The sequence below is a fragment of the Terrabacter sp. 2TAF16 genome, assembly GCF_052115065.1.
Taxonomy (GTDB): Bacteria; Actinomycetota; Actinomycetes; order Actinomycetales; family Dermatophilaceae; genus Terrabacter.
This window is the reverse complement of the sequence record NZ_JBFRFZ010000042.1, coordinates 1-966: the sequence shown is the minus strand read 5'-3', so window position 1 is coordinate 966 and position 966 is coordinate 1. Positions and strand designations below refer to the sequence as shown.

Genomic DNA, 966 nt, shown 5'->3' with positions numbered 1-966 from the left:
CGGGTCGGGCGGTAGCTGCGGGTCGGGCGGGACAGGGCCCGGCCGGTGGGCAGCTCGACGGGCAGGGTGGCCCAGACGGATCCGGGGCGGGTGATGATCTCGCGGGCGTGGGTCGCGGTGACCCAGCCGTGGCCGGGCAGCTCGCAGGCGGTGTCGGCCTCGCCGGTGGCGACCTCGAACGGGACGACGATCCACGCCAGCGCCGCCGCCCCACCCGAGATGGCGCCGGGCACGGTTCCGGACGCCGCCCGGGGCGCCGGGTCGACGGCGTTCCCGGATGCTGTGCCGAGGGCCGCATCGACGGCGTGTCCGGGCGCCGCAGGGAGTGCTGCCCCGGGGTGGCCCGGTCGGTGCAGCAGGGCGTGGGTGGCGAGGTCGGCGCGGAGCTGGTCGAGGCTGCGGGCATCGCCCGCGCCGCGCAGCCCTCGGGCGGTGGTCTCGAGGCGGTCCATGACGGCGGCGACGCTGGCGGCGTCGGTGGTCACGGTCAGCCAGCCCATCCCGTCGTCGGTGAGCCGGCCGAACACCCCGCGCCGGGCCCTGGCGTGCGCGTGCCGCGCCTGGGCGCCGCGGGCGCCGCGGGCGTCGACCGACGCGACCGCCCGACGGAGGCGGGCGGTGAAGGTCCGCTGCGGCACCGGCTGCCCGTCTCGGGTCGGGGCGAGCACGGCCTGCGCGACGGCGGTCACGTCCGCGTCCGGGAGCTGGGCGGTGTCGGAGGCGACCTGCAGCGCCCGGTGCAGCGACAGCCGACCGTCGCGCAGCGCGTTCAGGACGACCCGGTGCCGGCGGGGCGCGGTCGCCAGGGAGAGCCGGCGGGCGACCTCCCCGGCGCCGACACCGGTCGCGAGGGCGATCTCCTCGGTGACGACCCGCTCGGGCGAGACCCGCGCGGACACCCGGGCGAGGGCCCCGACCGGGAGGGCGTCGACCTGGTGGGCCTCGATGCCGGCCAGCGCGCCGTAC

Annotated in this window: 1 protein-coding gene; it reads right to left on the bottom strand. The window is 79.3% G+C overall.

What is annotated here, in order from left to right:
• Positions 1 to 966: HNH endonuclease signature motif containing protein (locus tag AB4Z14_RS22045; protein WP_442277113.1), on the bottom strand; the 966-nt coding region annotated here is incomplete at both ends.